This window comes from Cryobacterium sp. Sr8, assembly GCF_004403225.1.
Taxonomy (GTDB): domain Bacteria; phylum Actinomycetota; class Actinomycetes; order Actinomycetales; family Microbacteriaceae; genus Cryobacterium; species Cryobacterium psychrotolerans.
This window is the reverse complement of sequence record NZ_SOHO01000051.1, coordinates 52,766-78,419: the sequence shown is the minus strand read 5'-3', so window position 1 is coordinate 78,419 and position 25,654 is coordinate 52,766. Positions and strand designations below refer to the sequence as shown.

The following is a 25,654-nucleotide window of genomic DNA, read 5'->3' as shown; positions in this document are numbered from 1 at the left end:
ATCGACCTTCAATCGACCAACGAAGGTCGATATGCGACCCCTCACGCGGAGGAGGCGGTCGACCCAGACCGGCGGCGAGCCTGTCGAGACCGGGATCTCGACAGGCTCGGCCGCCTACTCGCGCTGCCTACTCGCGCCGCCTCAGAGCACGCTCTTCGGAAGGCGGTGCACCGTGACCGCACCGACGGCCGTAAACGGATGCAGCGGGTCGGGCGCCGTGGAGCCGGTGGGCCCACCGAGGCGTGAGTGCCCGACGGCGCTCATGACGGCGAAGGCATCCCCTTCGTCCCACCCGTGGTCGTCGACCAGGAAGTGGAACATGTCCTCGTAGCCGCGGGTGATGCTCTCCTGCACGGGATCTCCCAGGCCGACGAAGATCCACTCCTCCGCCGTCTCGACGCGTGGAGCCCGCAGGGTCATGCCCTTGACCAGATCGATGCTGACCACGGCAATGCCTTCCGCCTCGATCGCGATGAAGGATGACTCGCCCTCCGCCATGATCGCGTGGATGTCGCCGATCGACAGGTAGGCACCGTCGATCATGACCGGAAGGTACACCGTCGAGCCCGGGCGGCAATCCGTGACGTCCATGTTCCCGCCCTGTGGGTAGGACGGCATGATCGTCGAATTCGTTCCCACGGCTGGTGCCGTGCCAATGCACCCGATCATCGGGAGCGGTTGGAACACGTGGCGATCCGTGACATGCACGCCGGCCGCGTCGATGGGCACCCGCCGGGTGAACATTTCCTCGCCCATGACGTTCTGCAAGGCGCCGGAGCCGGGGAGGCTCACCGACCAGCCGCAGTCCTTCAGCCGGATCTCGTGGATGGTGACGGCGAGCGCATCGCCCGGTTCGGCGCCTTCGACGTAGACCGGACCGGTGACCGGGTTGATCTGCGCCGTCAGCTTGCCCATGTCGTGGTGCTCGTGCAGTTGCGCGTACACCTCGTCGCTGGTTTCGAATCCGATCCGCTCTCCCGTACCGGGAACAATGCGGAGGGCCGGGGCGCTATCGGCCGAGAAGCCGGGCTGGCCGTGGCTTTTGTCCAGGAAGTGGTCCATGGTCTAGAGGCCGGCCCGCTCTCCGGTCGCCGGAACCGCGAGCGGCTGCTCGAGGTCCTCGCCGGACAGTGCGGTCTTTCGACCGGTGACGCGGTAGTACAGGAAGACTCCGGCGCCGAGCACGAGCCAGACCAGACCGCCGATCTTGGCCAGGTCGCTGGCGTTGAGAAGGACGTAGCCGATGATGAGGAACCCGACGACCGGCACGATGAGGTGCAGCAGGTAGTTCGTCGACTTCTTGCGCACGATGTAGAACACGATGACCGACAGGTGCAGGAGCATGAACCCGAAGAGCGCGCCGAAGTTGACCAGGGCCGCAATCAGGTCGATCTGGCCGACGAAGAAGAGCACGAGTACGGCGGAGAGCGCCGACACCAGGAGGATCGCATTCTTCGGCACCTGGCGGGTGCTGATCTTGCTCAGGAACTTCGGCAACTGACGGTCCCGGCTCATCGAGAAGAGCAGCCTGGATGTGGCGGCCTGCGCTGCCATGGCGTTTGCGATTCCGATCGCCAGGACGTTGACCACGAAGAACGTGGTCGCCCAACCGCTGTTGGATGCGGCTTCGACGACGGTGAAGAAGGCATTGCCCACCTCATTGTCGCTGAATGTGCCGCGTCCAGCGGAAAGCGCGCTGGCGAGCCAGGTCTGCAGGATGAAGAAGAAGGCCACGATGAACAGGGCGATGATCATTGCCTTGCCGGCGGAGTTGCGGCCGCCGGTGGATTCTTCGGCCATGGTGGAAATGCCATCGAAACCGAGGAAGCTCAGGACGGCGATGGAGAGCGCTGCTGCGATCAGCGGCCCGGATACCTTGCTTGCGTCCCAGAGCGGGGTGATCGTGAACTCCGCACCGGGCACCGAGCCGCTGGCCAGCGCGTTGACCGCGATGATCACGAAGATGACGACAAAGACCAGCTCGATGGCGAGGAAGACCCGGTTCATCAGCTTGATCGACGTGATTCCCAGCAGGTTGATCGCGGTGTTGATCGCCACGAAGATGAGCGCCCACATCCACCGCGGGGAATCGGGGAAGATGCCGATCATCGACTCCGCTGCGAACACGTAGAGCAGCGTCGGCACGAGGAGGTAGTCGAGCAGGATGGCCCAGCCGGCGAAGAATCCGGCCGTGGGGTGGATGCCTCGGCCGACGTAGGAGAAGACGGAGCCGGCCAGGGGAATCGACTTCGCCATCTGCGCGTAGGCGAGGGCCGTGAAGATCATGGCGATGAGGCCGATCAGGTAGACCAGTGGAACCATGCCCTCGGCAGCGTTGTACACGGTGCCGAAGATGGCCCACGGGGCAATGGGGACCATGAAGATCAGCCCGTAGATGAGCAGATCCGTGGTGGAGACGGAACGCTTCAGTTCCTGCTTGTAGCCGAAGGACTCAAGCTGCTGCTGCGCGTTGAGCTCCGGCGAACTCGGTGATGCGGTCATCGGTGTGTTCTTTCGTTAGTGGTGTGGGTGATGGCGCGGTTCAGGAATCATGGCGAGCAAGGAAGTCGCCAATGACGGCCCGAAACGCCTGGGGGTGTTCCAGGTGCACACAGTGGCTCGCGTCGGGGAAGACGTGACTGGTCACTGTGGGAATGTGGTCGACGAAGGGCTGCCAGGTGCCGGCAGTTGCTTCGTCGAATTCGCCGGCCGCCACGAGCGTCGGCGCCTCGATCAGGTCGAGCCGGTCGATGACGCTCCAGGAGCGCAGGGTGCCGACGACATGGAACTCGTTCGGCCCGTTCATCGTGTGGTAGACGGTGGGTTCCGCCTCCATCTGGGCGACGCTCTCCTGGAAGTCGTCCGGGGTCGGCACAGTGCGGCAGACATGGCGCTCGTAGAAGACGTCGGCCGCCCGCAGGTAGTCCGGATGCGTGATCGCGCCGGTGAGTTCGTGCCGGGTCAGGGTCTCCTGCACGTCGTCAGGCAATTCGGCCCGGAGCTCGGCGGCGCCCTCGGCCCACAACGCCATGGATGCGGGCGAATTGCAGATGGCCAGGCTGCGGAGGCCGGCGGGGCGGCGCGTGGCGATCTCGGCGCCCAGCATTCCGCCCCAGGACTGGCCGAGCAGGTGGTAGTCGGACAGGCCCAGCTCTGCAACCAGGTTGGTGAACTCGTCCACGAAGAGCTGGGGATTCCAGAACTCGTCCGGAGCGTCAGGCAGATGGGTGCTGTTGCCGCAGCCGAGCTGGTCGTAATGGATCACGGTACGTCCGGTGTCGGCGAGTTCGCCGAGGTTGCGCACATAGTTGTGGGCCATGCCCGGACCGCCGTGGAGCACGATCAGGGGAAGCGCACCAGCTCGGGCGTCATCCGGCTCGGTGATGCGAACCCACGTCTGCCAGGCCCGGAAGGGAATGGTCCTCGTGGTTACTGTGGGCACTGCACTCCCTTGTGTGATCGCTTGTGTGATTGGCCGTGTGATCGCTTGTGTGATTGGACCGACGAACCGTGAGAATCAGCATGACGCAAGAATGGTCTCGTGACAAGACCAATCTTTCGGGTTTAATATGGCGTAGTACCCGCAGCACCTGCCTGCGAGGCCAACCGCAGATGGAGGATGCCGATGACCGGCAGTGTTCGCTCGCGGCTGGAGCCGGTTGGCGCTCCGTCCGTGGACTCCGCGGGCACCCTGGGCACGCTGCTGGCACCCGTGTCACGCGCGGATGAGATCACGGATCGCCTCATTACCGCGATCGCCATCGGCGAGTACCTTCCCGGGTCAAAGCTGCCTGCCGAACGCGAACTGGCGGCATCCCTCGGAGTGGGCCGCATGACGGTTCGGTCGGCGATCGCGCGGCTTGTGGAACAGGGCCTGCTTGAAACCCAGCGAGGTCGCGGCGGCGGCTCGTTCGTGCGCGAGCAGTGGACCTCGACATCCAACGCCTCTGTGCGCCGCACGCTGTCTGTTCGCTGGGAGAGCATCCGCGACACCTGCGACGCGGTCAGTCGCCTGCAGGGTGCGATCGCGGGGGCGGCCGCGGAGAAGCGCACCGAGGCGGACGCCACCCTGTTGCGCGAGCGCCTCGAAGCCTTCCGCACGGCCGATTCGGGACCCCAGTCGCAGCGCGCGGACGAGCTGCTGCATCTCGCCATCTGCGCGGCAGCGCACAACGAAACGCTTCAGTCCGTGCTGTTCGAGCTTGAATCCCAGGTCAGCATCGCGGCTCCTGCTCACCTGTGGGGGTCGACGACGGGAATGCGGGCCATGGAACTGCGCGCCCTGGCCGACCACGACAGGCTCGTGAATGCGATCTGTGACCAGCGGGCCTCTGACGCGAGCGAGATCGCACTCGAGCACGCCCGAATCGACCTGGAATTGCTTGAGGAAGCACTGCACCGGGCCGGTGCACCCGAGGCCTAGGCGATCCAGCTCTGGCCGTGAGGGGTCGCAAATCGACCTTCAATCGGCCAACGAAGGTCGATATGCGACCCCTCACGCGGAGGAGGTTCTTGCGTTCCGATGTCGTCGGGGTCAGGGTGGGCTGTAGCTGCGCGCCGACGATGACGCGTACAGTTTTGCGCCGAGAGTGACGCGCGTACAGTTTCGTGCTGACAGTGACGCGCGTACAGTGTCGTGCCGAGAGGGACGCGCGTACAGTTTCGCGCCGACGATGCCGGCGATGCCGACGATGAGGGAGCCGCAGATGACCGAGACCGTGCGATCAGCCGACGGAAGCACCATCGCCTACGTGACGAGGGGCACGGGTCCTGCCCTGATCCTCGTGGGCGGCGCCTTCAGCACGCGACAGTCGGCCGGCGCGATCGCCTCCCTGCTCGCCGCCAACTACCGCGTCTACGCCTACGACCGGCGCGGCCGGGGCGACAGCACCGACATCCAGCCGTATGCCATCGAGCGCGAGATCGAGGACCTCGCCGCGCTCATCGAGGCGGCCGGCGGCTCGGCGTTCGTCTATGGTCACTCCTCCGGAGCCGTGCTCGCCCTCGAGGCGGCGGCGGCCGGCCTGCCGATCACGAAGCTCGCCGCCTACGAGCCGCCGTACACCTCCGCGGAGCCCGGAAGTCCCACCCTCGACGGCTGGGGCCACAGCGTTCAGGCCGCTCTGGATGCCGGCGATCGCGATCGCGCCGCCGTGCTGTTCATGCGGGGAACGGGCGCCGACCCCGCCGTAGTCGAGGGCATGACGCAGCTAGCCTTTTGGCCGGGCATGCTGGCCATTGCCCACACGTTGCCGTACGACCTCGCCCTGGTCGGCAGCGGTTCGGTTCCTACCGAACGCTTCCATCGAATCGCCGCGCCCACCCTGCTCCTGCACGGCGGGAACAGTCCGGCGTGGGCGGGGATCGCGACGTCCGTGATCGCGGAGGCGATCCCGGGCGCCCGGCACGTCACCGTCGAGGGCCAGGATCACGCCGCAGACCCCGCCGTGCTCGCCCCGGTGCTGGTGGAGTTCTTCGGCGCCCCGTGATCGACGGCCCCGTGTTCGACGCCCCGCGAGCGACTGCCCCGCGGTGATCGAGCTTGTCGAGCCCGGGGTCCCCGCCCAGAGTCGCCGTTCCCGTCCAGAGTCGCCGTTCCTGCCGAGAGTCGCCGTTGCATCGGCGATTCTCGGGGCATTCGGCGACTCTCGGCGGGCGGGCATCCGGGCCTCGGCTGAGGATCTCGACAGGATCGACGACCGGGGCCGGGGTCGAGCCCCGGGCGTGACGAACGGGCCGCGACATCCGTCTCAGTAGTGAGTTCGATAGAATTCCCTCACCCAAACCCGGACGGACGGACGGCCCCATGACGATCACCGAAAAGCCCGCAGCCGCGACCCCGGCAGACTCCGCTCCGCGCAAGGGCCTCGCCGCCGTCGTCTACAACCCGATCAAGGTCGACCTCGACATGCTCAAGCGGCTCGTCGGCGGCGAGCAGACCGCGGCCGGCTGGCCGGAGACGCTCTGGCTCGAGACCTCGGAGGACGACCCCGGACAGGGGCAGGCCAGGGAGGCCATCGAGGCCGGGGCATCCGTCATTCTCGTGGCGGGCGGCGACGGAACGGTGCGCGCGGTCGGCGAGGTCGTGCACGGCACGGACTGCGCGCTGGCCCTACTGCCGTCGGGCACCGGCAACCTGCTCGCCCGCAACCTCAAGTTGGTGCTCGACGACCTCGAGCTCTCCGTCCGCTCGGCGTTCACCGGCCGCGACCGCACCATCGACGTCGTGCTGATCGACATCGAGCGCGAGGACAAGTCGGTCGACCGGCACACCTACCTCGTGATGGCCGGGCTCGGCCTCGACGCCAAGATGCTCGCCAACACCGACGACGACCTCAAGAAGAAGGCCGGCTGGCTGGCCTACGTCAAGGCGCTGCTCGCGGTCGGCAAGGACAGCCGGGACCTGCATTTCCGGTACCGCCTGAACAAGAAGCCCGAACAGTCCCTGCGCGCGCACACCATCATGATCGGCAACTGCGGCTCGCTGCCGGCGAAGATCGAGCTGCTGCCGGACGCGGCGCTCGACGACGGCCTCTTCGACATCGTAGTGCTCAAGCCGAAGGGCGTCTGGGGCTGGCTTCAGATCCTGAGCAAGGTGATCTGGGAGAACGGGGTGCTTAGCCGAATCCGGCACGGTCACAAGCTCCGCACCCGGGAGGTCGACGCGCTCAACTACGCCACCGGCACCGAGCTCGTGCTGCGCCTGCACCACCCCGAGGAGATCGAACTCGACGGCGACGGCTTCGGCAAGGCCATCGCCCTGAAGGCCTGGATCGAGCCCGGAAGCCTGATCATCCGCGTTCCGCAGGACGCGTAGCCCAGCGGATGCCTGCGCCCACGCCCCGCACGCCCGCGGCCGCCGGCCGGCAGTCGCGAACCGCCTCGGGGCGGGGTTCCGGAGCACGCAGCTCCGGCCCCGGCACCTACCTCGCGATCCTGGCGTTCCTGATCGGCTTCATCGCGATCAGCCTGACCTGGCCACTCCCGTACTGGGTTGCCGGGCTCTACCTGGCCGTGAGCATCCTGTGCTTCATCGTGTACGCGGTCGATAAGTCCGCTGCCGGCGCGGGCCGCCGTCGCGTGCCGGAACGCACGCTTCTGCTGCTTGGCTTCGCCGGCGGCTGGCCGGGCGCGGTCGTCGCCCAGCAGGTGCTCCGCCACAAGACCCAGAAGGCGAGCTTCCGCAGGGCGTTCTGGGTGAGCGTGCTGGCGAATGTCGCCGTCTTCGTCGCGCTGGCTACGCCGCTGGTCGCCGAGCTCGCGTCGTTCGTGGCCTGAACCACGCGCGCGCTGTCGTGAGGGGTCGCAAATCGACCTTCCCGAGGCCCGGGAAGGTCGATTTGCGACCCCTCACGGAGGAAGGATGCGGCACTAGCACCGGACACCCCCCAGCGAGAGGGACGCTCCGGCGACCCCTCAGCGCGCGAGAGCGCGCGAGGGACGCGGGTTTAGTACCAGTTGTTTGCCTCCGAGTGCGACCAGGCGGCGCACGGAGTCCCGTACGACGACGCGCTGATGTACTCGAGGCCCCAGGCGATCTGCGTGGTCGCGTTGGTCGCCCAGTCGGAACCGGCCGTGGCCATCTTGCTGCCCGGCAGCGATTGCGGGATGCCGGTGGCACCGCTGGGGTTATAGGCCTGGTAGTTCCAGCCCGACTCCTTCTCCCAGAGCTGGCTGAGGCAGGAGAACTCGCCGCTCCCCCAGCCGTACTTCGACTGTGCCATCGCCCGGGCGGTCGCCTTCGCGCCTTCCGGAGTGTTGGATGTCGCCAGCGACTTTGCGACCTCGGCGGCGGCGGCCTGGGCGGCAGCGACCTTGGCGGCAGCGGCAGCAGCCGCGGCGCGGTCGGCCTCGGCGGCAGCCAGGGTCACGGACGCGGTCTCGGCCTTCGTCTCGGCGGTCAGCGAGACGACCTTGTCGAGGGGCATGGTCTCGAAGCTGGCCAGCGAGCTGGCGACCTCGGTGAGGTCGGACGCATCCACCTTGTGCTTGTTGGCTGCGATGACCTTGTTGGCGGCGGCGAGGGCGACAGAGGCATCCTGCTCGGTGTGCGCCTTGGCGACGCCGGCGTAGGAGCCGAGCTGGGCGCGGTCGAAGCCGGTGCTTTCGGCCAGCGCCGTGGTCGCTGCGACGCGTTCCTGCGTCGCAGCCGACGACTGGGCCGCGAAGGCGCCGCCGGTGACGAGGCCGACGATCGCGAGGGACGCGGCGCCGAACATAATGATGCGGTGTGATCGTTCCTTGCGGGTCTTCTTGCTCTGCCTGCGGGTGGTTTCGGGTGTTTCTGAGCGCATAAATGTATTCCAGATTGCGTGCCCGCGCATCGTGGCGTCGGGCTCGCTGAGCATCGGGCCTGCACGCTCGGGATCGGCGCAGGCGAAACCGCTACCATGCCAGCGGTTTCTGACCGGACGATCTGTTTAACCTCCGAAAGTCCTGTGCAGAGGTCGCTGAGGCGTGTTGTGGCGCGGATTTCGCGCGTGGCGAACGGTCAGGCCGTTTCGCCCCGAGGCGTCCTCAGCCCCCAACCGGATCAGCGCAATCCCCGTGGCGATGAACCAGGCCCAGAGGAGCACCCCGTAGCCCAGGTAGCGTGATCCGTGAGGGGTCGCATATCGACCTTCCCGAGGCCCCGGAAGGTCGATTTGCGACCCCTCACGCCGGCAGTGCAGCAGGGGTGGTGCCAGGTGGTGCTAAACGGTGCGTGTTGCCGTGCTGTCCTCGACTGAGACCGTCTCCGGCACCTTGTAGTCGTGGTGGGCCTGCGCCACGGCGGCGTCGAACTCGGCGTCGATCTCAGCGGACGGCTTGTACGTCAGCAGCGAGACCACGACGGCAACCAGCAGGCTGGCGATGAAGCCGGGGACGATCTCGTACATGGTGTCGCTCAGCGGGGAGTTGCCCCAGACGAAGACGACGACGGCACCGGTGACCATCGAGGCCAGCGCACCCCAGGTGGAGAGCTTCTTCCAGTACAGGGAGAGCAGCACCACGGGTCCGAAGGCAGCGCCGAAACCGGCCCAGGCGAAGCCGACCAGTTCCAGGATGGTCGCATCGCGGTTGAGCGCGATCACTCCGGCGACGATCGCGACGAGCAGCACACCGAGTCGTCCGAGCATGATCATCTGCTTGGGCGAGGCATCCTTCTTGCCCACGATCTTGTACAGGTCCTCAACCAGCGCCGAGGAGCAGACGATCAGCTGCGAGGAGATGGTGCTCATGATGGCGGCGAGCACGGCCGCCAGCACCAGGCCGGCGACGAACGGGTGGAACAGGATCTGCGAGAGCAGCAGGAAGACCGTTTCCGGGTTCTCCAGGGTCACCTCGGGGTGCTGCTGGAAGTAGGCGATGCCGATCAGCCCGGTGGCGACGGCGCCGCCGGCGGTGGCGATCATCCAGCCGATGCCGATCCGGCGTCCGGCCCTGGCGTCCTGCGGGGTGCGCAGGGCCATGAAACGCACGATGATGTGCGGCTGGCCCACGTAGCCCAGGCCCCAGGCCGCGGCCGAGATGACGCCCAGCACGGATCCGCCGGCGGTCAGGGAGAGCAGGTCGGGGTTCACCTCGCGAAGGGAGTCGAGGGTTGCGGTGATGCCGCCGGTGGCGTTGAGGGCCACCACGGGGACGACGACGAGCGCGACGAGCATGAGGATGCCCTGGGCCACGTCGGTGAGGGTGGCGCCGAGGAACCCGCCGAACAGCGTGTACAGCAGGGTGACTCCGGCGACGATCAGCATGCCGGTCAGGAAGGTGGAGCCGAACGAGTTCTCGAAGAACACGCCGCCGGCAACCATGCCGGACGACACATAGAAGGTGAAGAACACCAGGATGATCAGGCCCGAGACAATGCGCAGCAGTCGGGTCGTGTCCTTGAGCCGGTTCTCGAAGAAGCTCGGGATGGTGATGGAGTCGTTGGCGACGTGCGTGTAAGAGCGCAGCCGCGGGGCCACGAACTTCCAGTTCAGCCAGGCTCCGATGGTCAGGCCGATGGCGATCCACGCCTCCACCAGGCCCGACACGTAGATCGCGCCGGGGAGGCCCAGCAGGAGCCAGCCGGACATGTCTGACGCGCCCGCGCTCAGCGCCGCGACGCCGGGCTTCAGGCCGCGGCCGGCAAGCATGTAGTCGTCGAGATCGTTGGTCTGCCGGTAGGCAAACCAGCCGATCGCGAGCATGGCGGCGAGATACAAAGCAATGGCTACGAGCTGAAAGAACTGATCCGTCACTGGATTCCTTTATTCGGATGCCCGGCATTCGGGCATTCGGATGCCCGGAGTACGGGCGAGAGCAAACCTCCAGTCTCTCAGAAATACGCGGGCTCCCTAATCGAACGCGGTCTTGCGCAACACTTTAGCAAGTGCTTTACTTTAGTACATGCTTAAGGAATCACCCGACCTCAACCTCATGTTCCAGGCGCTGGCCGACCCCACCCGACGCGCGATGGTCGACCGGATGACGCGCGGGCCGGCATCCGTCTCTGACCTGGCCCGGCCGTTCGCGATGACGCTGGCCGCCGTGATGCAGCACCTCAAGGTGCTCGAGCAGAGCGGGCTCGTGCGCACGCAGAAGGAGGGCCGGGTGCGCACCTGCCGGATCGACCCGGTCGCGCTGCGCACCGCCGAGGACTGGATCGCCAAGCGCCGCACGACCTGGGAGAGCCGGCTCGACCGGCTCGGGGCGCTGCTCGACGAGGACTGACCGACAATCGCAACACACGACAAGGAGAGAAAAATGACCATGCCATCCGAACGCGCCGTGACCGAGCGCAAGCTGACCCACTCGACCTTCGAACTCGAGCGCGAGTACAGGGCGCCTGTCGCGAAGGTGTTCCAGGCCTTCGCCGACCCGGCGATCAAGGCGAAGTGGTTCGACGGGCCCGAGCCGTGGCGTCTGATCGGCTCGGCGCTGGACATCCGAGAGGGAGGCCGCGAGTTCAACGAGGGCTAGTTCGGCGAGGGAGGCCCGGTTTCCCGCTTTGACGGCACCTACCACGAGATCGTTGAGAACCTGCGGCTCGTGTACAGCTACGAGATGCGCGTCGACGGCGCCCGGCTGTCGGTGTCGCTCACCTCGATCGTGCTGACGCCGACGGATGCCGGCACCCGCCTCACCCTCACCGAGCAGGGCGTCTACTTCGACGACCTAGAAGACCCCGAGCTGCGGATCGAGGGGATGCGGGAGGCGCTGGAGTTGATCGCGCCGGTGGTGGAGTAGCCGCCGGTCGAGCCCGCGAAACCGCAGTTGTGCGCGCTAAAACGCCCGAATGACGCGCACAACTGCGGTTTCGCGGGCTAGAGCGAGACGTCGATCAGCACCTTCCCGACGGCGGCGCTCTCGACCAGGGCATGGGCATCCGCCGTGTGCGCCAGGTCCACCCGGTGCAGGGGCAGCCCCGCCTCCTCCCCCACGGTCAGGGCACCATCGCGGAGGGCAGCGTTGATGTCCTCGGCCGCAGCCCGGATCACGTCGGCGCCCACCGTGTAGAGCAGCAGGAACTGGTAGCGCACGTTGAGGCTGAAGTGCTTGCGCACGTCGAGCGTCATTTGGTCGCCGCCGTTGTTGGCGTAGACGGCGATGGACCCGCGATTGCGGATGACGGCGAGGTCGAGCTGCGAATTCTGGGCGGGGGCGACTTCGACAACGAGATCAACGCCATCCGGGGCAATCTGCCGGATCTGGGCGACGATGTCCGAGTCGGTGTAGTTCAGAACGTGCTGCGCGCCGGCGGCCGTGGCGAGCGCCGCCTTCGCCGGTCCGCTCACGGTCGTGATGACGGATGCCCCCGCCCACCGGGCGAGCTGGATCGCGGCGTGCCCGACCGCGCCTGCCCCGCCGGCCACGAGCACGACCTTGCCGGCCAGGGCGCCCGGGTGAAGCCGGCGCGAACCGTCCTCGGCCACGGTCAACGCGCGGTACGCCGTGATCGCCGGCACACCGAGGCTCGCGCCCTGGTCGAAGCTCGCATTCGCCGGCAGCGCGAAGACCCGGTCGGCGGGAAGCACCGCGAACTCCTGGGCCGTGCCGCTGTGCGCGCGCTGGTACGCGGCGAGCGCCAGCCAGACCCGGTCGCCCACCGTGACGTGCTGCACTCCGGCGCCGACCGCCTCCACGATGCCGGCGCCGTCCTGGCCGGGCACGACCTCGTCGAACGGCAAGGCCTCGCCCGGCGCTAAGCCTCGGCGCGACTTCCAGTCGGTGGGGTTCACGCCGCTGACCACCATCCGCACCCGCACCTCGCCGGCTCCGGGTTCGGTCACCGGCCGATCGACGAGTTCAAGCACGGACGGGTCACCGGTCTGGCTGTACACAATGGCTTTCATGTCAGGGTCAACGCGCACAGGGGTGGAATGTTCCCAGAACTCCAGCAAGTGCAAGGGAGTCCCCCGGGGATCAGGCGAGGAGCAACCGCGAAAGCGCGAACTCCCAGGCGATCCGCTCCTGCTCGAGCCGGATGTTTCCCTCCGAACGGATGCGGTCCAGCGTCTGCTGCTCCCCCGCGGTCAGCGTCGAGTAGGTGCCGGCGGCGGCCTTCGGCTCTGGCACCCAGAGGTCGCGATACGCCAGGAGCGTCTCCTCGTCCATGAGCACGCTCGTCACGTCCGCGCAGCTTGAGCGCAGCGCGTGCAGGATCGCGAAGCCGTCCGAGTCGAGGTCGCCCCAGTAGACGACGCGGCCGGTCTGGATCCAGGGGATCGCGCCGAGCCGTGGGGCCGCGTAGCCGCCGCCGTGCACGACGACGGCGCCGGGAAGGTCGGGCATCGCGAACATGGTTTCGAGGTTCTCGAACACGAACACGACGCTCGGCGAGACATCCAGCGTCGCCAGCTCCTCGACCGGCGCGATCACGTCGCACAGCCCCCCGGGCCGCAGCGCCGGATCGAGAAATCGCACGCGCACCAGGTTCGGCGCGCCCTGCAGCCCGAGGGACACCCTCCCGCTGACCGCGGCGTGCAGGCTCTCGACGACCGGGCGGTGCCGTTCGAGCCATTTGGTGTCGATCCCGCGAATCGGCAACTGACGAATGCGCCAGCCTGATGCCGGATGCTCGGCCAACCACGCGACCACCAGCAGCAGGGTCGTGAAGTCGGCCTCGGCCAGCAGCTGAAGCGTGCGCCCGTGCGTGCGGATCGCCGCGGCGAGGGCGTCCGCGGATGAGGCCTGTTCAGCGAATGCGTCACGGAGATGCACCGCACGATCGCGCATGAGCCGCCACTCGCGCCCGGGTGCCGCGCCGGCGAACGCCGCGATCGCATCCGCTCCCCGGAGCACGCACCGCTCCGGCACCGATTGCGCCCCGAGGCGCGACCACTGGCGCCCGCCCCAGGTGACCTCGACCGTGGAGTCGGCGGCATCCGCCGCCTGCCAGGCGCGCACCCAGGCGATCGCGGCTGACTGGTCGTCGAGGGCGGCCCGCTCGGTCGGCGGGTGCAGCACGATCTCGAGCACGGCACCCTCACCGCCGACGGCAGCCCAGCCGCGTTGGTCGGCAGCGACCCGCTTCAGAGCGCGCGCCCGCACCTCGGCGACGGTCACCATGCCGCGCGGCAACGCCATCAGGCCTTCTCGTCGACTCGGAAGGTCACGCCGGCGGTGCGCGAGTCCTTCCGGGAGGCGTTGGTGATCGACGTGATCCCGCCCACGTACGGCTCGATCGTCTGCAGCAGCTTCTCCGGCGTGGCCAGGATCATGTGGAAACCGAACTCGATGAAGACATCCATCGCCATCCGGGTGTACCGGCTGTCGGCCTTGTCGAACGCCTCATCGAGGATGATCGTCGCGTACGAGGGCAGCTCGTCCTCGTCGGCGGCGAGCTGGTAGCGCAGCGCCGCGGCCAGGCAGAATATCACCAGCTTCTGCCGCTGCCCGCCGGAGAGCCCGGCGCTCGAATCGTGCACGTTGACCGTGCGCCCGGCGGGGTCGACCTCGTGTGCCATGAACGTGACGTGCTCGCGAGTGTCGAGGCAGCGCCGCTGCCACGCCCGGTCGGCATGGTCGCTGGACGCGAGGCGTTTCATGATCTGGTTCAGCACGGCGAAGCGCCGTTCGGCCGCGGCGAGGTCCTCGTCGCTCCACGCTCCGTCGACCACGGTCTTCAGGTCGGCCATGAACTGCATGACCTCGGGGGTGCGCCGGGTCTTCACCTCGATGCGCAGGTACCGCTCCACATCAAAGCGCGAGCGGCCCAGCGACGCATTGACGGGATCGATGCGGTCCACGACCAGTTTCGGCGCATCGCGGATGTCCGAGGCCAGGTGTCCGATCAGGTCGCGTGACTTGTCCCGCAGCAGCTTGAGGAAGTTCGTCTCGTGCTCGGGCAGACCACGGGCGACGATTCCCTCGAGCAGCGCCCGGTAGCCGGCCCGGTCCTCGATGGTCGCGGTCAGGTCGCCGGATGCCGCGGGCCACTTGGCCCGGAACAGCTCGGCGGCCGAGACGAACGACGATTGCGCCGCACGGAGCAGCGCCTGCGCGGCGCTGGATTCCCGGTGCAGGGCGTCGCTGACCTTGCGGCCGACCTCTCCGATGTTGCCGCGATCGATCTTGCGCAGCACGGCGCGGTACCTGGATTCGAGCAAGGTTGCGTCGGCATCCGTCAGCACGGCCTGCCGTCCCTGCGTGCGCGCCTGCAGTTCGGCGATAAGAGCGTCGACGACGGCCAGGGTCGCGGTGACCTGGCGGAGGTTCAGCGCGGCTTCCCGCGCTCGGGAATCCGCCGCCCGGTGCGCCTCGCCGGCCTGCCTCTCGGCGGCGATGGCGTCCTGGAGTTCGGCGTTGCCGGTGGTCAGCGCGTCTAGCTGCCGGCGGCGGGCGCGCACGAGTTCGTCGGCCGCGGCGCGATCGAGTTCGGACCAGTCCAGGCTGAGCACGCGTTCGAGCACGGTGCGGCGCCGGGTGGCGGCGTCCCGCTCGGATTGCGCCTGATGCAGCCGGGCGCCGGCCTCGCCCTTACGGCGCTCGGCGTCGCGGAGCTGCGCGAGCAGCAGTTCGATCTTGGCGTCGTTGTCGGCTCCGAGGATCCACTGGCTGCGGTCGTCGACCTCGTGCCGGTCGTTCTTCTCGTAGCGGCGGGCTGACTTCTTCACCTGCCCGCCGAGGGTGACACCCCGGTCGACGTCGTCGAGTTCATCGGGGTGGTCGACGCAGGCGAAGTCGAATTCGGCGGCCGTGCGGGTCTGCAGCCAGTCGTGGAAGGGTCCGTCGCTCACCCGGATTCGGTGGAGCAGGGACCGGCCGGTACGGGCCGCCTTGGGCGGCCCGGTGATGGCCGGCACCGCTTCGAAGACGAGCCGGGCGCCCAGGTTGCGGGCCTCCACGCGGCGGCGCACCTCGGGCAGGTATTCGTCGCGCACGAGCAGGGCGCTGGCGAGCGGGAAGAGCACCCGTTCGATCGCGCCGCTCCACGCGGCGAATTCCGGGAGCACCTCGATCAGTTCGCCTGCGAACGGCAACGCGGCTTCGGTGACGCCGAGCTCCTGGGCAAGTCGCTTGCGAGCGAGCAGGAGCGCGGCCGGCAGGTTGCTCTTGCGGGTGCGCAGCTCCCTCAGCTCGCGGTCGATCGTGGCGAGTTCCCTGGTGGCGGTGAAGTACTCCTCGTTGTCGTCGTGATCGTGCGCCGCGGCCGGGGCGGACTCTTCGAGTGCCCGGCGGGATGACTCGAGCAGCTCGGCGAATTCCTCGCCGTTCCGCGGAGCATTCTCGACGTCCACGCTGGTGAGCTCCTCGGCGAACCGGGTCCAGCGCACGGCGGTGGCCGCGGCATCCTTCACCGCGTCGCCCACGCGCTCCTGCATTTGCGCGGCGTCCGACCCACCGAGCTGCAGGGCCTGTCGTTCGGCGGTGCGCAGCAGTTCGGCGGTTTCGGCCAGCGCGGCATCCGTTTTGCGGGCATCTTCTGCGGCTCGCGCCTGTTGGGAGCGCAGCAGGCCGCGCTCGTCACCGGCGAGGCGCAGGGTGAGCTGGTCCTGGAAGGGGTCGATCAGATCGCTGAGCCGGTCGGCCTTCGCGCCCGCCGTCGCGGCACTCTCATACGCGACGATCGACGTTTCGAGTCGCTGGAGATGCTCGGCCTGCCGGCGCAACTCGACCACGTGCTGGTGGGCCTGGTTGAGCTCGCCGAACTGTTCGACGGCGGTCTTCGCCCGGGCGAAGGTGGGCGGCTCGTCGAGCATGAACGTGCGGAACAGCTGGTCGAGGCTGCCGAGATTCTTCGCCGACTGGGTCTTGTGCAGCAGGTGCAGGGCGTTCGGGTTGCTGATGCCGAGCAGCCGGCCCAGCCGCGAATAGAACCTCGCGTGGGATCCGGTGGTCGTGATGATCGCGTCGGGCCAGGCCTTCTGCATCCGGCGGGCATCGATGCCGGATGCCACGAACTCGCGGAAGTCGAGCAGGCCCACGTCGACCCGGTCGATGAAACAGGCGTCCTTGAGGTCGCCCTTGTCGACGCTGGACCCGCGCAGGTGGAACATTCGCGCCAGGGTGACCGGGGCATCCCGTTCGTTCTCGAAGCGCAGCAGGATGCCGCTCCAGGTCGCGCCCTTGCGCAGGTAGGTGCTCACCGCACGATCGAGGCCCTCGTCGGCCTCCTTGCTCCACGCCCCGCGCACGTAGCTGACCAGGCTGCGGTCGTCGTTGCGGGCAGTGGCTTCCTGGGCGGCCGAGTTGAAGCGCAACCATTTGTCTGGCGTGAGCACGGTCGCGATCGCGTCGAGCAGCGAGGACTTGCCCGAGCCGGACGCACCGGTGAAAAGCTGGCCCTTGCGGGCGACATCGATGGAGTGGTGCCCGTCGAAGGTGCCCCAGTTGAGCAGCTCGACCCGGGCCAGGCGCCACTGGCCCACGTGGATGGGGCCGGTCTGGCCCGGCTCACCCTTGGTGCCCGGCGCGTCGTCGAGGCCGGTCATCTCGAGCATCGTCATGAGGTCCTCTCCTCGGTGCCGTCGGTGGTGCCGGTGCCGTCGGTGGTGCCGGTGCCGTCGGTGTCGCTGTCGCTGGCCTCAGTATCGACGGCACCACCGACATCCGCCCCGACATCCGCCCCGCCGCCCTCGGCGATGCGCCGGTACTCGGCGCCGATCGCCTGGATCTGCTCGGCGTCGACGATCAGCCGCAGCACGGGCGAGATCTCGGCGCGGTCCTCGGCGCCGGCCTGGTGAATCACGCGCAGGGTGTTCTTCATCTTCAGCCAGGTGGAGCTGAGCCGCTTGTTGAAGTCGGCCTCGTCGCGATCGGCCGTGCGGTACACGCGCAGCTGTTCGAAGACGTCCTCCTGCCCCACGATCACCCGGCCGTCGCCCTCCCCGGCGAGCAGCATCTGGCGCAGCACCAGCAGCATCGCGGTGTCGAGGAACGTCAGGGAGGCCGTGCGCACGGTGCTCGGCACCTTGAGCTCGGCGGTGCTCACATTGCGCACGAACGCGAACTCGCCCTCCCGGTCGACGACCAGCTCCAGGAACAGTTCGTGCAGGCGCGAACGGATGCCGGCCTCGTCGGCCAGCAGCGCCGACCACAGGGCGGGCGCCTTCACGCCCGACAGGTAGGGACCCTTGATCAGTTCGAGCATGGCGCGGCGGGGCTGCTCGCCGAGCACGCCGGTGTCTCCCGGCCAGAGGGCGGTCGCCGGTGCGGCATCCGTCTCGGGAATGTCGGTCGTGAAGTCGGACTCGTCGGTCACAGCAGTCTCCCCGTGAAGCGGTAAATCGGAATGTCGGCGGCGCGCGCCAGCTCGTCGGCGCCCTGCCACCGCACGGTTTCGATGCCGTCGGCGGTGGTGCCCTGGTTCGCGGCGAGGGTGAGCAGCCCCACGACGCTCGCCACGCCTTGGCTGGCCGGATGCCGCTCGAGCACCTCGCGCACGGTGCACTGCTCCACCTGGGAGAGCACGTCGTTCACGTTGTCTACGAGCTCGGCAAAGTCGATCTCTGTCGCGCGGGCGAGGGCGCGCAGGGCCTCGAGGTCGGCGGTGCCGGCCACGTGTTCGGTGATCGGCGCGCTGGCATCGAGGTCAGCTGGGTCGTGCAGACGGATGGCGCCGACGCTGCTGAGCGCCACCGCCGAGAGCTCGAGCTGCAGCGCCGTCGGCTGGTACGGCTTGCTCTTCGTTGACGTCTCGACCCCGGCGGCCAGCGCCGTGCGGAGCAGGCCGCGGAGCACGCGGTCGCGCTGGTAGTCCTGGGACTGAACGTAGCGGCGCAGCCCGCGGGCGAAGGCGGTGATGACCTCGTGGATCTCGCCGCTGTGTTCCTTCAGGGTGCCGATGAAGCGGCGCAGATAGCGGCGCTGGGCAGGGCTGAGGTCGCCGGCGAAATCGCGGGCCAGCACCCGCGCGATGTCGTCATCGAAGGCGCTGCCGACCGCGGGGTCGAGCACGAGAGCGGAGAAGCCGGCGAAACTGCGGCCCTCGTCGGACTCGCCAATGAGGTCGACGCCGCGGAACACCTCGTCGAGCACGGTGCGCTGGGTATCGTCGGACTCGACGATACGGGCCCGCAGGTCCCGGTTGAGGGTCTCGAATTCGGCGCGCACGCGGGCGAAGTCGGAGGGGATTTCTTCGGCCTGGGCGAGGATGTCCCGCACCCGTTCGAGCGCCCGGGCCGCGTCGAGCGTGTCGAGGTCGCCGGCGTGGATGCGCTCGATCTGCCCGTCGATGCGGTCGCGTTGGGCGTGCAGCTGCTCGAGTCGCCGGGTCGCATCCGGGTCGGTCTCGATCGCCAGTTGCCCCAGCTGCACGCCGATGCTGGCCAGCCGGGATTCCGTGACGGTCTGCCGGGGAGCGGCGAGCTGCTCCAGGAACCGGATCGCGCCCAGCGCCCCCGGCGCAAGCTCGAAGGTCTCGCCGCGCGCTTCCTCGGCGGGGCGGCGCGTGAGGAATCCGGCCTTGCGCCACTCTGCGCAGTAGCCCTGCCCGCTCAGCGGCAGGATGAGTCCGTGCGCGCGCAGCGCGTCGAGGTCGTGGTCGATGCGCTCGTGCAGTTCGTCGGTGGGCAGGCGCCGGTCTTCGCCGCCGAGATGCTCGCTGAGCAGGGCCGCGATGACGGGGGCGTTGTCGGCCCGCAGGAGCCGCCAGGTGGCATCCGTTTCGACCAGGTGGGCGAGCGCATGCGTCTGACTGAGAGCGGACACGCGGCTGGGCCTCCTTCGGCTCGGTGTGGGGACGGCGCAGGAAACGAAGCCCCCCGATAAATCATGCCGCATGGGCCTGACAACGGTGAGCGGATCGCTCCCTTCCGCCCGGCCAGCGCGGTCCATGCTTATTTGTGTCCTACACAAATTCGTCCATAGAGCGCACACTTGAATAGTCGGTCTCATCTGGGCGACGTCGGCAGCCAAACATGGCGTCGCCCGAGAGGATGCCCTACACGCGATGCTGAATGCCGTCGACGTTGTGGAGTCCTTCGACGAGCCGAGAATGCCAAAACACAGTCGCCCCGATCTGTACATCGGCCCGTTGCGAGATCGGAGCCGAATGCTCGAAGTGATGGTGGAGGTCACACCTCCGTCGGATGTGTCGGTCTTCCACGTGATGGAAGCCCGGAGAAAGATCTTGAATCTAGTTGAGGAGTCGAGAGGGAAATGACCAAGAGAGACGAACGCAGCGACTGGGCCGAGGGCATCGAGTCATTTGGCCCCGATGCGCACCTCACCTCCGGGGATGATGCTGCCGCCAAGGGACGTGCAACCCTCGAGGCCGCGCTCGGCGGCCCAGCGGAGGTCGAGAAGGCCCTCCGCGGCCGACCGACCCTCACTTCTGGACAAAAAGCCCGTGGCTATCAATCGCCCAAGCGGTCATTCCGCTTGACGGAACAACTCGACCAACAACTGGTGACGTTCATCACCGTGCAGAAGAGGCCCCAGAGCGAAGTGATGCGGGCTGCCCTCGCAGAGTACTTCGAGCGCCACAGGGTCTAGCCGGCCCTACAGCGCTTCGCACTCGTTTTTGGAGCCACACACTCGTACTGGCCATAGCGAGGGCCGCCGCCGGTTAACCGCGACCAGCTACGCCTAACCTGCGAGCGGACGAACCTCCGGCCGTGGCTTCTGCCGTTCATTCCACAGATCGTAAGCACCCTGCATTCCCAGCCAGAGTTCCGCGCTCGTTCCCAGAAGCAAGCTCAGGCGCACCGCCATGTCCGCCGTCACGGCAGAGTGGCCGTGGCGGATGCGAGACAGCGTCGCCCGGGTAACGCCGAGGCGCCGTGCGGCCTCGGCCAGGCTAACCTCCCCGAGATAATCCTCAAGGAGCAGACCCGGGTGCGAAGGGTTGTGCATTCCGGTCATTCTCGTGATCATCGACCCAGCGTAACTTCCGGATATACGTATAGCCAGAGCATACGGTGCGCGAGAGCACCTTCGTTCGACAAGACGGCGTGGACCTGCCGCGTGAGGGGTCGCATATCGACCCTCCCGTCGCTCAGGAAGGTCGATATGCGACCCCTCAGGGCAACCTCAACGCGGCCAGAGACCCTCGACGCCAACGGACCGCAACGGCGAGGAACGGCTCGTACTCTACTGATAGCGGAGCTTCTACTCTGCCGATAGCAGGATCGTCGCCGCCTTACGCCCGCCAGGCCTCCACATCCACCTGCCGCAGCCACGCCACAAACTGGCGGTTACGCAGGGCCGCCGACCCCCGGCGCCCCCCTCAAGCGTGTGGGTGGCCATCGGGATGTCCTTTCGCCAAATGCGCACTGGATCAGCAGCACGTCTGCGCCAGCTCCCGGTTTCACTCGATCTTGCTGTGCCCCTGGTCGGTGACGACGATGCTGAGCTTGGCCGGGATCTGCTCCTTCATCGAGTCGACGTGGCTGATCAGGCCGATCGTTCGGCCACCGGCGCGGAGCGTGTCCAGCGTGCTCATCGCCGTCTCGAGGGTCTCGCTGTCGAGGGAGCCGAAGCCCTCGTCGACGAAGAGGGTGTCCAGGGTGATGCCGCCGGCCTGGCTCGTGACCACCTCGGCCAGACCGAGCGCGAGGGCAAGGGAGGCCAGGAACGTCTCACCTCCGGAGAGGGAGTTGGTCGCCCGAGCGCGGCCTGTGAACTCGTCAGAAATGACGAGGCCGAGGCCCGACTGGGCGCCGCGGAACTCCGCCGAGTCGTCGTGCTTGAGCGTGTACCGCCCGCTCGTCATCGTGCGCAGGCGGGTGTTCGCGGCGGCGACGATTTCTTCGAGTTGGGCGGCGAGCACGTAGGTTTCCAGCCGGATCCGTTTCGTGTTCGGCTCGTCGCCGTGCACGACGTCGGCGAGCTGGCGCACCTGCGTCTGCGTCAGCAGCAGCGCAGCGGATGCCGCGAACTGCGCGGTGACCTCCGTCACGAGGGCACTGAGCTGGGTGACCCGCTCCCCCACCGAGCTACGGGCGCTGATGGCATCGTCACGCGCCGCGCTCGCAAGGTCGAAGGCCTCGCGCGCCGGTTCCCGGTCGACCGGATCGGCGGGCAGGTCGGCGAGCTCCGGATCGACCAAGGCTGACCGCGCCGAGGCGATCTGGTCGTCGTGGGTGCGCAGGGCCGATTCCCGACGCTGGGCGTCGGCATCGCCAACACGCGCCGCTTCGGCGGTCGCCTCGTCGGCGAAGTCCTCTTGCAACAGCTGCATGGTCATGGCTGCGATCGCGGCGACGCGCACGGTGCCGCGCTCCCGGCTGACGCCCAGGGCTTCGTCGAGGGCACGTGCGGCCTCGAGCTCTTCATTCAGTCGGTCAACGTGTTCGGTGACCGAGTCGAAGTCGCCGCTCTGGGCTGCCACGCGCTGGACGAGTGCTTCGCGGTGAGCGGCCCGTTCGGTGTGCTCGGCGGCAGATGCATCGCGAGTCGCACGGAAACCGATGAGACCTGTGTTCGCGTCTGCCAGCTCCCGACGCAGGTTGACCAGATCCTGCGCCAGTCGGGCCAGGAGCCCGGCTGCGGATTCGGAGTCCTCGAGTGCAGTTCGGGCGGTTGCTCGCTCGGCCGTGAGGTCCTCGACGGAGCGGTTCCCGGCCCGGGCCTCGGCCTGCGCCAGGCGCGTACGTGCGTCCTGCACGGCGGTGCCGCCATCGGCCAACGCCTGCTGCCGCAGGGTCACGGCCTTCCGTGCGGAGGTCACGTCGGCCTCGGTGACCGGATCGGCCTCGCCGACGCTGGGGGCGGGGTGGCTCTCCGAACCGCAGACGGAGCACGGGGCACCCTCGACCAACTGGGACGCGAGCTCGGCGGCGTAGCCGGCGAAGCGCCGGTTCAGAAGAGCGTCAAGGTGGGCCGCGGCGGCGGCATTCTCTCCGCTCGCGACGAGTTCAGCCTGGGAAGCTTCGAGCACCTCAGCAGCGTGAACCACGACGGATTCCGCGGCCAACAGAGCACTCTCGACACGCTCGAGGGCTGCGGCGGCCTCGTCCTTCCGCGCGGCACCGAGGACGGCCGTGGCATGCTCGACACCGACGGACTCGATCTGCTGCGGGAGGGCATCGATCACGAGCTGGGCATCGTCCAGAGCCGTCGAATGCTCCTCGACCAGGCCCCGCAGCCGGGCTATCTCGAGGTCGAGTCCGGGGAGCTTCTGTTCGTCGCCGAGCGCATCGGCGAGGGTGCCGAGTCGACCGAGCAGCGCTTCAGTGACGAGCTTGAGCGACGTGTGGGTCTCGGGCTCGGCGCCGGCCGGGCGGAAGTGCTGCCAAGCGGCGCGGGCATCCGTTTCGTCGGTCAGTGCGCTCTCGAGGGCGACGGTCGCCTGCTGCCCGGCGCGGATCTGCGGCCAGACGCGGGCGGCCCGGGCAGCGGCGTACAGGGCCGTTCGCTCGGCGGCTATGGTCTCTTCGCGATTGGCCAGCGCGGCAAGCTGGGCCGCGGCGGCGTCCCGCCGGGCCTGTCGTCGCGCGACCTCGCCCAGCGCCCGATGATGGTCGGCCGCTGCGGTGAATTCGACGGCGGCCTCCTCGGCGCGCGACGTCGCCGAGGCGAGCTGTCGCTCGAGGTCGGCCAGGCCGGAGGTGAACCAGTCGAGGCCCGGGTTCTGGGGCACGTCGTCGTCGCCCAGCCGCAGCTGGTTCGCCGCGATGCGGGCCCGGTCGGTGATGGCTCGCTGCACGTCGCCGAGCCGGGAGTCCAGCTCCTTGCGTCGCGCGATCAGGGATTGTTCGACCTGGTCGAAGCGGGAGGTGCCGAAGAGCGTGCGCAGCACGGCACGACGTTCGTCGGTCTTGGCGAGCAGAAACTTCTGGAACCGGTTCTGCGCCAGCAGGATGACCTGGAGGAACTGGTCCTCCTTCAACGGGAAGATGCGGGCCAGCTCGTGGGCGACATCCACAGGCTTCGCCGCGACGCCCTCCCAGTCGTTGCCGTTTTTCATCAACAGCCTGGCCTCGGGCAGCGACGTGGTGGCGCCCTGGCCGCGTTTCTTCGGGCGTTCGAACTTGGGCGTACGGTAGATGCGGTAGTCGCGCTCATTCATGCTGAAGTCGAGCTCGACGAAGCTCGGGTCATCCGGTTCGCAATGATCGCTGCGCAGTTGCAGCTCGCTGCCGTCGTAGCGCGGCACATGGCCGTAGAGGGCGAAGCAGATGGCGTCGAGGATGCTCGACTTGCCGGCGCCGGTCTTGCCGGTGATCAGGAAGATGCCGTCGCCGTCGAACTTCTCGAAGTCGATCTCCTGCTTGTTCTTGTAGGGCCCGAAGCCGGCCAGTGTGAGGCGTTTGATCTTCATACGTTGGCCTGCCGGATTCCCTGTTCGTTCAGAACTTCGGCGATGAGTTCGCGCTCGAACTCGGTGGGGCCTTCCCCGTTGCGCACGTATTCGAGGAAGCCGGCGATGATGTCGGGATCGCTCTTCGCCTTGATGCGCTCGGCGTAGGTGGCGACGCCCGCGTCGACGACGATGGCCGGCCGGTGCTCGAGCATCACGCAGTGCGGGAAACGGCCCTGCAGCTTCTTCATGCTGTCGAGCGGGCGCACCTGGTCGGTCACGATGGCCTTCACCCAGTCGCCCTCGTTCTGGGCGAAGCGCTCGTCGTCGAGCAGCTCGGCCATCTCGCCCTTGAGCTCGCTCAGCCGCCGCGGCACGGGGAGGTCGATCCACTCGAGCGGGCCGAGCCCGGCGGCATCCAGCTCCACGAGCCACCCTCCCCGGGGCTTGCCGGCCTCGCCGAACGAGTAGTGCAGCGGCGCGCCGGAGTAGCGGGCGCGCTCGGACAGCGTCGACCGGCCGTGGATGTGCCCGAGGGCGACGTAGTCCGGCCCTTCGAACACGCTGAGCGGGACGACGTCGAGGCCGCCGGCGGTGATGTCCCGTTCCACGTCAGTGGCCTCGGCGGCCGGGGCGATGCCGGCGGCGAAGCAGTGGGAGAGCACGACGCTCCGCCCGCCGCGGGCGGCCAGGTCCTCCCGCACCTGGTCCATCACGAAACCGAGCACCTGCTCGTGCGTCTTCAGCATCACGTCGGGGTAGTGGTGACGGATGAGCACCGGCTCCAGGTACGGGATGCCGTAGAAGTGAACCGGGCCATGGGCATCCGTTAGCGTGACCGGCTCGCGGTACTGGTCGTGCCGGGTGATGACGTGGATGCCGGCGAGGCTCGCCCACTCGGCCTGGAAGCCGAGACGCGCGGCCGAGTCGTGGTTGCCGCTGGTCATCACGACCGCGGCGCCCGCGGCCTTGATGTCTCGCAGCGTCGACGCCAGCAGGGTGAAGGCCTCCTTGGACGGCATGGCCGAGTCGAAGACGTCCCCGGCGACGGCGACGACGTCGATCTGGCGCTCCCGCACGACCTCGACGAGCGCGGCGAGAACCTGGCCGAGGTGCTCCAGCGTCGAGTGCGTGTGGAACGTGCGCCCGATGTGCCAGTCCGAGGTGTGCAGGATCTTCATGTCTTCACGGTAGTGGGGACCGGTGACAGGGCGTCCACCGAGCGCAATCTGACCCGTCTGGTCGATAGTTCGCAGCTGTGGGGCATCGCAACCCCCCGGGTCCGACGGATGCCGCCACCGCTGGGAATTGTCGGCCGAACATTCGCGCACGCCGGCCGCCTCGGCGGAGGGTGAGACAGGGCATCAGTGCAGCCGAATCCTTGACACACTGGTGTCAATAATGACACCATGAGTGATGGCTTCGGTTAAGGACCTGGTCGACCAGATGCGGTCGAATCCAAAGAACGTTGGCTATGCGGACGTGCGCAAGGTGTGCGAACACTACTTTGGCTCGGCCCGCCAGTCCGTCACCAGCCACGCGGTCTTCAAGATGCCCTGGCACGGAGACCCTCGCGTGAACATCCAAAATGATCACGGCAAAGCAAAGGCCTACCAGGTGCGGCAGGTTCTGCAGGCGATTGACAAGCAAAAAGGAGACGAGCGATGAACAACGTTGATCACTACACCTATCGAGTGACCTGGTCGGCCGAGGACAGCGAATTCGTCGGCCTTGTCGCAGAGTTCCCGTCGTTGTCGTGGTTGGCCGCCGTACAGGTCGACGCGCTGTTGGGCATCCGAAACCTGACGGCCGATGTCGTGGCCGACCTCGAGTCATCGGGCGAGCGCGTACCCACCCCCCTCGCCGACCGGACCTACAGCGGGGAATTCAAGCTGCGCATCCCGCCTGAGCTTCACCGCGCACTTGCGATCGAAGCTGCGGAGGAAAAGGTCAGCCTGAACCGGCTCGTGAGCTCGAGGCTCTCCCGATAGCCCGCACGGA

The 25,654-nt window shown here is 67.9% G+C and carries 22 protein-coding genes and 1 pseudogene; 10 read left to right on the top strand and 13 right to left on the bottom strand.

Annotation, left to right across the window (positions count from 1 at the left end):
• Nucleotides 1-141: 141 nt before the first annotated feature.
• From E3T54_RS11200 to E3T54_RS11190, 3 genes are read right to left on the bottom strand one after another with little or no spacing between them, the layout of a single operon-like run.
• Complete coding sequence (locus tag E3T54_RS11200; protein ID WP_134475739.1) at nucleotides 142-1,062, bottom strand: acetamidase/formamidase family protein; 921 nt, start codon at nucleotides 1,060-1,062, stop codon at nucleotides 142-144.
• A gap of 3 nt (nucleotides 1,063-1,065) precedes the next feature.
• Entirely contained in the window at nucleotides 1,066-2,502 is a 1,437-nt protein-coding gene (locus E3T54_RS11195) for an APC family permease (protein WP_134475738.1), read from the bottom strand.
• Nucleotides 2,503-2,542: 40 nt separating this feature from the next.
• Nucleotides 2,543-3,442 carry a proline iminopeptidase-family hydrolase gene (locus E3T54_RS11190; protein WP_241977181.1) on the bottom strand — a complete coding sequence of 300 codons (900 nt, stop codon included), beginning with the start codon at nucleotides 3,440-3,442 and terminating at the stop codon, nucleotides 2,543-2,545.
• Nucleotides 3,443-3,625: 183 nt separating this feature from the next.
• Here E3T54_RS11190 and E3T54_RS11185 point away from each other — a divergent pair, with 183 nt between their 5' ends.
• The 4 genes from E3T54_RS11185 (at nucleotide 3,626) to E3T54_RS11170 (ending at nucleotide 7,278) form a co-directional block, all read left to right on the top strand.
• The gene (locus tag E3T54_RS11185) at nucleotides 3,626-4,423 is read left to right on the top strand and encodes a FadR/GntR family transcriptional regulator (protein WP_134475736.1); all 798 of its coding nucleotides are present in this window, start codon (nucleotides 3,626-3,628) and stop codon (nucleotides 4,421-4,423) included.
• A gap of 283 nt (nucleotides 4,424-4,706) precedes the next feature.
• On the top strand, nucleotides 4,707-5,489 hold the full coding sequence (locus E3T54_RS11180; RefSeq protein WP_134475735.1) for an alpha/beta fold hydrolase: 783 nt from the start codon (nucleotides 4,707-4,709) through the stop codon (nucleotides 5,487-5,489).
• 317 nt (nucleotides 5,490-5,806) lie between these two features.
• Complete coding sequence (locus tag E3T54_RS11175) at nucleotides 5,807-6,817, top strand: diacylglycerol kinase family protein (RefSeq protein WP_134475734.1); 1,011 nt, start codon at nucleotides 5,807-5,809, stop codon at nucleotides 6,815-6,817.
• Between the two features lie 8 nt (nucleotides 6,818-6,825).
• Nucleotides 6,826-7,278, top strand: coding sequence for a DUF1294 domain-containing protein (locus E3T54_RS11170; RefSeq protein WP_134475733.1), 453 nt, complete (start codon nucleotides 6,826-6,828; stop codon nucleotides 7,276-7,278).
• 170 nt (nucleotides 7,279-7,448) lie between these two features.
• Here E3T54_RS11170 and E3T54_RS11165 read toward each other — a convergent pair whose 3' ends face one another.
• Both E3T54_RS11165 and putP read right to left on the bottom strand, forming a co-directional pair.
• A complete protein-coding gene (locus tag E3T54_RS11165; RefSeq protein WP_134475732.1) occupies nucleotides 7,449-8,294 on the bottom strand; it encodes a hypothetical protein in 846 nt (281 codons plus the stop codon).
• 399 nt (nucleotides 8,295-8,693) lie between these two features.
• A complete protein-coding gene (gene putP / locus E3T54_RS11160; RefSeq protein WP_134475731.1) occupies nucleotides 8,694-10,226 on the bottom strand; it encodes a sodium/proline symporter PutP in 1,533 nt (510 codons plus the stop codon).
• Between the two features lie 148 nt (nucleotides 10,227-10,374).
• On the opposite strand from putP, the gene E3T54_RS11155 reads away from it, so the two are divergent.
• The 3 genes and pseudogenes from E3T54_RS11155 to E3T54_RS11145 all read left to right on the top strand — a co-directional run.
• Nucleotides 10,375-10,698, top strand: a complete 324-nt coding sequence (locus E3T54_RS11155; protein WP_166804899.1) for a helix-turn-helix transcriptional regulator — start codon at nucleotides 10,375-10,377, stop codon at nucleotides 10,696-10,698.
• Between the two features lie 33 nt (nucleotides 10,699-10,731).
• Nucleotides 10,732-10,947: an SRPBCC domain-containing protein gene (locus E3T54_RS11150; protein WP_134475730.1), complete on the top strand. Its 216-nt coding sequence runs from the start codon at nucleotides 10,732-10,734 to the stop codon at nucleotides 10,945-10,947.
• A gap of 24 nt (nucleotides 10,948-10,971) precedes the next feature.
• A pseudogene (locus tag E3T54_RS11145) lies at nucleotides 10,972-11,214 on the top strand (SRPBCC domain-containing protein); the annotation flags it as partial.
• Between the two features lie 77 nt (nucleotides 11,215-11,291).
• On the opposite strand, the gene E3T54_RS11140 reads toward E3T54_RS11145, so the two are convergent.
• From E3T54_RS11140 to E3T54_RS11120, 5 genes are all read right to left on the bottom strand, one after another.
• Nucleotides 11,292-12,320 (bottom strand): NADPH:quinone reductase, encoded by a 1,029-nt coding sequence (locus E3T54_RS11140; RefSeq protein WP_134475728.1) that lies wholly within the window; start codon nucleotides 12,318-12,320, stop codon nucleotides 11,292-11,294.
• A gap of 70 nt (nucleotides 12,321-12,390) precedes the next feature.
• The gene (locus E3T54_RS11135) at nucleotides 12,391-13,554 is read right to left on the bottom strand and encodes a Wadjet anti-phage system protein JetD domain-containing protein (protein WP_134475727.1); all 1,164 of its coding nucleotides are present in this window, start codon (nucleotides 13,552-13,554) and stop codon (nucleotides 12,391-12,393) included.
• Complete coding sequence (locus E3T54_RS11130) at nucleotides 13,554-16,916, bottom strand: ATP-binding protein (protein WP_134475726.1); 3,363 nt, start codon at nucleotides 16,914-16,916, stop codon at nucleotides 13,554-13,556. Before E3T54_RS11130 ends, E3T54_RS11135 begins: the two co-directional genes overlap by 1 nt.
• A complete protein-coding gene (locus E3T54_RS11125) occupies nucleotides 16,913-17,671 on the bottom strand; it encodes a DUF4194 domain-containing protein (protein ID WP_241977179.1) in 759 nt (252 codons plus the stop codon). The genes E3T54_RS11130 and E3T54_RS11125 overlap by 4 nt, the downstream gene beginning before the upstream one ends.
• Entirely contained in the window at nucleotides 17,668-19,119 is a 1,452-nt protein-coding gene (locus tag E3T54_RS11120) for a DUF3375 domain-containing protein (RefSeq protein WP_134475725.1), read from the bottom strand. Before E3T54_RS11120 ends, E3T54_RS11125 begins: the two co-directional genes overlap by 4 nt.
• A gap of 450 nt (nucleotides 19,120-19,569) precedes the next feature.
• On the opposite strand from E3T54_RS11120, the gene E3T54_RS11110 reads away from it, so the two are divergent.
• Complete coding sequence (locus E3T54_RS11110; protein ID WP_134475724.1) at nucleotides 19,570-19,905, top strand: hypothetical protein; 336 nt, start codon at nucleotides 19,570-19,572, stop codon at nucleotides 19,903-19,905.
• A gap of 93 nt (nucleotides 19,906-19,998) precedes the next feature.
• Here E3T54_RS11110 and E3T54_RS11105 read toward each other — a convergent pair whose 3' ends face one another.
• From E3T54_RS11105 to E3T54_RS11095, 3 genes are all read right to left on the bottom strand, one after another.
• Nucleotides 19,999-20,286, bottom strand: a complete 288-nt coding sequence (locus tag E3T54_RS11105) for a HigA family addiction module antitoxin (protein WP_241977178.1) — start codon at nucleotides 20,284-20,286, stop codon at nucleotides 19,999-20,001.
• A 433-nt stretch (nucleotides 20,287-20,719) separates the two neighbouring features.
• The gene (locus tag E3T54_RS11100; protein WP_134475723.1) at nucleotides 20,720-23,674 is read right to left on the bottom strand and encodes an AAA family ATPase; all 2,955 of its coding nucleotides are present in this window, start codon (nucleotides 23,672-23,674) and stop codon (nucleotides 20,720-20,722) included.
• On the bottom strand, nucleotides 23,671-24,834 hold the full coding sequence (locus E3T54_RS11095) for an exonuclease SbcCD subunit D (RefSeq protein ID WP_134475722.1): 1,164 nt from the start codon (nucleotides 24,832-24,834) through the stop codon (nucleotides 23,671-23,673). The genes E3T54_RS11100 and E3T54_RS11095 overlap by 4 nt, the downstream gene beginning before the upstream one ends.
• A 235-nt stretch (nucleotides 24,835-25,069) precedes the next feature.
• On the opposite strand from E3T54_RS11095, the gene E3T54_RS11090 reads away from it, so the two are divergent.
• Together E3T54_RS11090 and E3T54_RS11085 are read left to right on the top strand one after the other, a co-directional pair.
• Nucleotides 25,070-25,321 carry a toxin HicA gene (locus E3T54_RS11090; RefSeq protein ID WP_134475721.1) on the top strand — a complete coding sequence of 84 codons (252 nt, stop codon included), beginning with the start codon at nucleotides 25,070-25,072 and terminating at the stop codon, nucleotides 25,319-25,321.
• A complete protein-coding gene (locus E3T54_RS11085) occupies nucleotides 25,318-25,644 on the top strand; it encodes a type II toxin-antitoxin system HicB family antitoxin (RefSeq protein ID WP_134475720.1) in 327 nt (108 codons plus the stop codon). Before E3T54_RS11090 ends, E3T54_RS11085 begins: the two co-directional genes overlap by 4 nt.
• The last annotated feature ends 10 nt before the right edge of the window (nucleotides 25,645-25,654 follow it).